General features: G+C 55.2%; 7 protein-coding genes and 1 tRNA gene. 6 read left to right on the forward strand and 2 right to left on the reverse strand.

The window, feature by feature from the left end; translation table 11 throughout:
- Positions 1–211 (reverse strand): hypothetical protein (locus tag K5905_RS22510; protein ID WP_297588007.1); only part of this gene is annotated, 211 nt, incomplete at its 3' end.
- Between the two features lie 649 nt (positions 212–860).
- Between K5905_RS22510 and K5905_RS22515 the strand changes: the two genes are divergently transcribed.
- Complete coding sequence (locus K5905_RS22515; RefSeq protein WP_297588010.1) at positions 861–1,826, forward strand: integrase core domain-containing protein; 966 nt, start codon at positions 861–863, stop codon at positions 1,824–1,826.
- Positions 1,827–1,881: 55 nt separating this feature from the next.
- Here K5905_RS22515 and K5905_RS22520 read toward each other — a convergent pair.
- A tRNA-Ser gene (locus tag K5905_RS22520) sits at positions 1,882–1,971 on the reverse strand.
- Positions 1,972–2,572: 601 nt separating this feature from the next.
- Here K5905_RS22520 and K5905_RS22525 point away from each other — a divergent pair.
- The 5 genes from K5905_RS22525 to pabB all read left to right on the forward strand — a co-directional run.
- Positions 2,573–2,899, forward strand: coding sequence for a hypothetical protein (locus tag K5905_RS22525; protein ID WP_297588012.1), 327 nt, complete (start codon positions 2,573–2,575; stop codon positions 2,897–2,899).
- A gap of 136 nt (positions 2,900–3,035) precedes the next feature.
- A complete protein-coding gene (gene msrA / locus K5905_RS22530; RefSeq protein WP_297588014.1) occupies positions 3,036–3,701 on the forward strand; it encodes a peptide-methionine (S)-S-oxide reductase MsrA in 666 nt (221 codons plus the stop codon).
- A 321-nt stretch (positions 3,702–4,022) separates the two neighbouring features.
- Positions 4,023–4,346, forward strand: a complete 324-nt coding sequence (locus tag K5905_RS22535) for a hypothetical protein (RefSeq protein ID WP_297588017.1) — start codon at positions 4,023–4,025, stop codon at positions 4,344–4,346.
- Positions 4,343–5,833 (forward strand): methyl-accepting chemotaxis protein, encoded by a 1,491-nt coding sequence (locus K5905_RS22540; RefSeq protein ID WP_297588020.1) that lies wholly within the window; start codon positions 4,343–4,345, stop codon positions 5,831–5,833. Before K5905_RS22535 ends, K5905_RS22540 begins: the two co-directional genes overlap by 4 nt.
- 190 nt (positions 5,834–6,023) lie before the next feature.
- Positions 6,024–7,558 (forward strand): aminodeoxychorismate synthase component I (gene pabB / locus K5905_RS22545; RefSeq protein WP_297588022.1); only part of this gene is annotated, 1,535 nt, incomplete at its 3' end.

Here is a 7,558-nt window from a genome sequence, read left to right on the forward strand (position 1 = left end):
AGGCCGTGATATTGACGCTTATGGTACCACCAACACTGACATTGTAGGAAAGCGACGATCCGCCCCAATAGCCGTGCGTGAGCTGATTGGCGATCTGGTCATTCGTGTATGTGGGAGTGGAGGCTTGGACTTCAGCCGAAGAAGTTGTTTCGGTCTGGCTGCAGGAAAAACCAGCAACAATTGGGAGTCCGTCGTTGCGACCGGTGGCCATGCAAAGTGTGCACACTTGCCAATATTCCTCTTTTCGCACGAGCGCTTACACCCAGCCACTCATTCTCAAAGAGCGATTGGCGAAGCTGCAATATTAACGGTTTTACATGAGCATCCAGCCGAAGCGTTGCCCGACCTGCCCAGGATACACAAATAAAACACTTCAAAAGTGAATTGCTTCCCAAAAGTTAAAACTGTGTTTTATTGATTGCTGTCCTAGTGTGAAAAAATTGAATAAATTTAGAATTTTAGTTCCAAAAGAAAAATTCGTATTTGAGGTTGCAATTGTCACGCTGGCAAGATTCGTGAGACGGATGGTTTTACACGCAGCAGAAGATGCATACGTCGAGCAAGCCAGGAGAGTTGCGACTGATACGGAAGTCACCCGTTGCAGGGCTTCGGCAACTGGTATCTGAATGGCTGCCATGTTGCCCTTTGCGCGCAAGGGAGGCCTGTGACAGGCAGTCTTTTCCATGCCCTGACCAGGGCCTGCCTACGACAGACCCGTGAACTCAAGAGCGCGTGAGTTAAATTCTTGAGAATGGACCTTGATGAGCTTATCGATAGATAGCTGACACTATATTCCGAGCACATGGTTTACACATTTCGCATTTGGGGGAGCCCGAATGCCTTGGAAAGAGTGTAGGCCAATGGATGAACGCCTTCGTTTCGTTGCCCGTCTTCTTGAAGGTGAGAAGATGGCACCGATGTGCCGTGAATTCGGGATCTCCCGCGTCACGGGGTACAAGATTTTTGAACGGTATAAGGAATGCGGCCTGGATGGCCTCAATGACCGGAGCCGACGCCCCTATCGTCAGGCCAACAAGCTGCCTTTTCAGATCGAGCGCTGCATCCTGGGTCTCAAGCGCGAGTACCCCTCCTGGGGTGCGCCGAAGATCCGTGACAAGCTGATCCGGCAATATTGCTATCCCCTGACCATCACCGATTACAGATCACGCTATCTTCTGGCCTGCGAAGGGTTGACCTGTACCAAATCCGACTTCGCCGTCTCCGTTTTTGAACGTGTCTTCAAGGAGTTCGGGCTTCCCGCCGCCATTCGTACTGACAACGGCGTGCCCTTTGCCAGCCCGCATGCGCTGTTCGGATTGAGCAAGCTGTCGGTGTGGTGGCTGCGCCTGGGGATCCGGATCGAGCGCATCAAGCCTGGCCATCCGCAGCAGAACGGCCGGCACGAGCGCATGCATCTCACCCTGAAGCGCGAAACAACAAAACCCGCAGCCTTCAACTTTCTCCAGCAGCAGGAGCGGTTCGAACGTTTCATGGCGATTTACAACAATGAGCGGCCTCACCAAGGCCTCGCAGGCGCCTGTCCCGGTGACCTCTATACACCCTCGGCCCGGGTCTATGAACCGCCCCTCGAACCGGAATACCCGTTCCATGACCGCACCGTGCGTGTCACACGATGCGGGCGCATCTGTATCGGAAAGCGGAAGATCAATCTCAGCCAGGTCTTCGCCGGCCAAATCCTGGGTCTCAGGGAAGTCGATGACGAGATTTGGCTCGTCTCATTCCTCGATTATGATCTGGGGTACTTCGACAAAAATGAAAACCGCGTCGAACCGGCAAACAACCCATTCGCTCCGGAGAAAGTGTAAACTATCTCTCCGGTATCAAATGTAAGCCATGTGGTGAGAATGGACCTGAAAAATATGGCGGACAGAGAGGGATTCGAACCCTCGATACGGTTGCCCGTATACACGCGTTCCAGGCGTGCGCCTTCAGCCACTCGGCCACCTGTCCGTACCAAGCGGGAGCCGCTTGAGTGGGGCGCAATATACTCAGGAACCGGGCAAGTGCAAGCGCCTGAATGAGTTTTTTTTGATCAAGCCACAAGCTGTGGACTTTCACTGTCGCACCGAGTGAAGAACGTCGTGGAAAGGGGTGTGGTTTGGAAGCAATTAGACTTGGATTTCTTCCAGAACAGTGAAGCTGATGAAAGCCGGTATTTGCAGTTGAAGGCAGACCGGAGGCGGGGCGTTTCAGGAATGGGAGCGTCCGACTTGCCAGGGGTCAAGGACCGGATACATGGAGTTTGTTGGTAGGCTGATCAGCGTGCGATTCCCACTGCGGCACTTGAGAGGAGTTTCTGCCGATTGTGTTGTTTTCTCCTTATGGTGTTGTCAAAATTGCTTCGTCAAAAATCCCTGAACACTGTTGAGCTGGCGGTATTCGGCTCGAAATTGCTCCGCTAAACTCACAAGAATGTGTTGTATATCAAATCTTGTTCATATGTTTTAAGCTATTACTGTTTCTTAAAGGCAAGAACGGATGCCTGAACATCCGTCCCCCGATGAATTGCGAGTATTACCGCTTCAGAATGAGTACTGCTGAAGGCAAAACCATGATCACTGTTGTTAAGTTTTTATTCCGCGTGTTTGGATACGGTTTTCTTGCCGTAGCGATTATTGCCGGTATATCGGATGCCAGCACTTCAATTGCCCAGTCCCAGATGCATTTGGCACCTCTTGGTCAGGTATGGTTCAACCTGTCGCCGGAAACCTTGAACCTGTCCCAGGCCGTTATTCAACGTTATGTGCACCCGTCTCTGTGGGATCCGGCGTTGCAAACCGTTTTGACCTGGCCGGTCTGGGCAGTATTCGCACCGCTTGGCCTCGGCTTCATGTGGCTAGGCGCCAAGCGCCGCCAGCATCAGCCCCAATTCGCGTAAGCCCCATCGCGGTGCCTGAAGTGACACTTTGAAATTTCACTCCGGTGCGCCACATTTAGCAAAGACGACAAACAATACCGCACCGCCTTCGGTTCAGACTTCCGGAGGCGGTGTGGGCGTTCCTGGGAGACCCGACATGTCCTTTATGACCATGCTGACGAAAAAGTTTTCCTTACCGGGAAAGGACGAGGCCTTGCCCGGCCGTGCCGAGGCGATCGAGCCGTCCGAACGGCATTTCGTCAACGGCAACCCGCTTGTCGGTCCCTATCCGCAGGGTATGAAAACAGTTCTTTTCGGCATGGGGTGTTTCTGGGGGGCGGAGCGCTTGTTCTGGCAGTTGCCCGGGGGCTTCGTAACGGCAGTCGGCTATGCGGGTGGGCACACGCCCAATCCCACCTATCACGAAACCTGCACGGGCCGCACGGGACATACAGAAGCGGTCCTGGTTGTCTATGACCCCAATGCGATCGGCTTGAACGATCTGCTGAAGGTCTTTTGGGAAAACCATGATCCAACGCAGGGCATGCGACAGGGCAATGATACCGGCACCCAGTATCGTTCGGCGATCTATGTGGCATCTGCGGAAGACCTGCAGGCGGTCGAGAACTCACAAAAAGCCTATCAGCAGGCACTCAAAGATGGTGGCGTGCCCGCGTCAATCACAACGGAAATCAGACAACTGGATACCTTTTACTTCGCCGAGGATTACCACCAGCAATACCTGGCCAAGAACCCGTCCGGGTATTGCGGTATCGGTGGAACGGGCGTCACTTGCCCGATCGGACTGGGCCAGAACGCCTGAGCCAAACCGTTTGATACATATCGCCTCGCTGACAGGGCAGGCGGAGTTCGTTTGCTGAGACAAGTAAATTCAGAAGGAGGGACGCCGTTTCGAACCGGCTCGAGGCGGTGTCCAGGTGTATGTTGATCTTGTCAGGGTCTCAGAAGCATTGCCAAATATTACAATGCTCTTTCCTAGTATTCGATTGGTGAAAGATGACTGGCTCGAGTTTACACCCTGGTTTGACCACTATTATCGCAACCTGATCAAAACATTTCAGATTTTATTAAAGTTGCAATGCAAAGCTTCGGCTTGAACGCATCTGCGTCGAGGTCTGATTGAATGAGCCGATCCGCAAAGTTCTTTGCGGCAACCTATTTTCTGGGAAGCTGTGTCCTGATGCTGCTGGGAGCCTTGATGCCAAGCGGCAACGGGCTTGTTGCGGTGATTGCAACTCCCTGGGGGAAGCCGGCCCTTGAAGTGGTCGCACAGGCCGAGGGACGGATCATCTTCGTCAAGGATGGAACCTGGGTGGCTTTGACCGAAGTCACCGATCAGGAATTTATAGCTCGACTCTACAAGTCGGGGGCAGGGTTTGTTGCCTCGTCCAGTGTCGCCTATGCCTGCGCGCGCTGGATCGGGGTGTCTTTAGAGAGGGCGACATGAGCGAGACGGCACCAATGGTTTCCGGTCTGGACAGTTTCAGGGAGAGATTTTCCAAGATCGTTATTTACTTCACGTGGTTCAACGTGCTGATGGTCATGGGGACGGCGTGGTGGATCGGCAATGTCTCGGTGGGGATCGTGTGTGGTGCGGCTCTATTCTTAGGCGTTGCTGCCACGGGCACCTGGTTCAAGTTCGGTGCCGGTGTTGAAACCCGGCTTGCGACGGCCATGTCGCTCGCAGCTTTGGTCGCGCTTTTCGTTGCGTCGCTGTCGACGCCTGATGGGCAGAATTCCTTCCAGCTCGACGGTCACATGTATTTCTTCGCTGTTCTGGCAATCCTGGCAAGCTGGGTCGACTGGCGTGCACTGGTGGCTTATGCGGCAGTGGTTGCAGTGCATCACCTGGTGTTGAACTTTGCTCTGCCCTGGGCGGTTTTCCCGAACGGGGCGGATTTTGGCCGGGTCGTCTTTCATGCGGTCATTGTTGTTGCGGAAGTCGGTGCGCTTTGGTGGATGACGAACAGTCTGGCAAACGCCTTCACCGCGTCGGACCACGCGCGTCATGAAGCTGAAGAGGCTCGCGCTGAGGCAATTCACCTTCAGGAAGAAAACGCCCAGTACGACGATCAGGAACGCACAAAACAGGAAGTGGTCAGCCAGCGGATTGCGGCTTTCCAGGAAGATATCTCTGCCAAGCTGGATGGTGTTGGTCTCAAGGTTCAGGAAATGCGAAGCTCTGCTGAGGAGTTGGGCGCCGTCGCACAGGATACGACAGGTCGGGCCGGTTCGGTGTCGGACGCTTCCGAGACCGCTTCTTCCAATGTGCAAATGGTGGCGTCAGCCGCTGAAGAGCTGTCTTCGTCCATTGCGGAAATCTCGCGTCAGGTCGAACAGACAACCAGCATTGTCGTTCAGGCCACCGAGAATGCCCAGACAAGCAACCAGAAAGTGGCGGGTCTGGCAGAAGCGGCCAATCGCATAGGTGAAGTTGTTACCCTGATTCAGGCCATCGCCGAACAAACCAACCTGCTGGCGCTGAATGCGACCATCGAGGCGGCCCGCGCGGGTGAGGCAGGCAAAGGCTTTGCCGTCGTCGCCGCAGAGGTCAAGGAACTGGCCAACCAGACCTCCAAGGCAACCGAGGAAATTGGTGCGCAAATCTCCGCGATCCAGGCCGAAACCAAGGACGCGGTTGAATCGATCGGGGCTATTGCCGCCACCATGGACGAGGTCAACAGCTATACGGCAGCAATTGCAGCTGCGGTTGATGAGCAAGGGGCCGCAACGCAGGAAATCTCCCGCAATGTCGCGGAAGCAGCCGATGGCACCGGACGGGTTGCGGAAAATATCGGCGGCGTTCGGGAGTCGGTCGAGCGCACCAGCCAGTCGGCGTCGTCCATGGCGGAGGTGACGGAGGTTCTTGACGCGGAAGCCACTGAGATGCGCCGTTCGATCGACGAATTCTTGCGCGATGTAGAAGCCGCCTGACCGAACGGAAGCAATCGATTAATGAAAGACCGGTCGTATTTCGGCCGGTCTTTGTCGTGTCTGAGTACCAGAACACTTGACCTGATGTCGCATGGATGTCATGAGCCGCTCTTCACGAGCCACTTGAGCCTTATGAATCAGGTTACAATATGGGCGATACTCCTGCCTGCATTGGGAATCGGCACGACTGATGTCAGAACGCGCGCTAAAGCCCGGGTCCATCCTGCTTCTGGATTTGTTGAAGCAGCAATCTGCGCTCCTGTTTGAAGCGCCGGGTGAAATTGTGACCTGTACTCGCCTGGAGGACGTTCCGGACTGTCTTGCACGGCTGGAAGAGGCGCAGGCAGCAGGCAAATATGCCGCTGGCTATCTGGCTTACGAACTCGGCTATGCCTTTGAGGACAAGCTGAAAAATCGTTTTGAAGAAACCGGCGATCCTCTGCTCTGGTTCGGCCTTTACGGTGGCGCAAGATCAATCGACCTGGACGACGCACGTGCTCTGTTGGAGGCGGCGGGCGAAGGCGAGGCCGCTTCGATTCAAAAGCCGGTCTTCGACATGGATCAGGCGAGGTATACCCGCGCCTTTGACCGTGTCAGAAATCATCTGGCCAAAGGCGATATCTACCAGGTCAATCTGACCATGAGGGCGCGACTGCGCCATCAGGGGCCTGCTGAAAGCCTGTTTCTGGACCTGATGCGCCGCCAGCCCGTTGAATTCGCGGCCTATATCCGCATGGAAGACCGGACGGTCCTGTCCCTGTCTCCGGAACTGTTTCTGGAACGGCAAGGGGAATGCCTGCGGACCAGACCGATGAAAGGAACTGCCCCGCGTGGCCGCTATGCATCCGAGGACAATCTGATTGCACGCGATCTGGCCAGGGATCCCAAACAGCGATCCGAAAACACGATGATTGTTGATCTGATGCGCAATGACCTATCGCGGATCGCGGACACCGGAACGGTCAGGGTAGCGAAACTGTGCGAGGTCGAGCGTTACCAGAGCCTGCACCAGATGACCTCGACGGTCGAAGCAAACGTGCCGCGGCGCATAGGATTTTCCAGGATCATTGAACGGTTGTTCCCCTGCGGTTCTATCACAGGTGCGCCCAAACTCAGCGCGATGCAGATCGCCCACGATCTGGAAAGCGGACCGCGCGGTGTCTATACCGGTGCTATAGGGCATCTGAAGCCGGGAGGTGATTTCCGGTTGAATGTTGCCATCCGGACGCTGGTGCTGCGCGACGACGGGTCGGGTGAGGCGGGAACAGGATCAGGCGTCATCTTCGATTCCGGAGCGGCGCCGGAATACGAAGAATGTGCACTGAAACTAAAATTCATGACCGAAGACACACCCGACTTTGATCTGATCGAGACTATGGCGTTCGATCCGACAGAAGGGTATCTGTTGTTTGACCGGCACCTGCAACGCCTGCAGAAGTCGGCAGCCTATTTCGGGTTCCACTATTCAGAATGTCAGGTGCGCTCGGTGCTTTTGGAAAAGGCCACCGGCTTTACCGGAGCGCAGCGCGTGCGTCTGCTCTTGAACGCACGGGGCGATGTTTCAATCACCTCGACCGACCTGACACCTGTCGACGGCAGCACCGTTTTCAACGTCGTTCTGGCGAGCGAGCGAACCCGGGCGAGCGATCGTTTTCTCTATCACAAGACCACCAACCGGGCTTTCTACGACGACACCAGAATGCGCTATCAGGCAGAGACCGGATG

It is taken from the genome of Roseibium sp., from assembly GCF_025698965.1.
Lineage (GTDB): Bacteria > Pseudomonadota > Alphaproteobacteria > Rhizobiales > Stappiaceae > Roseibium.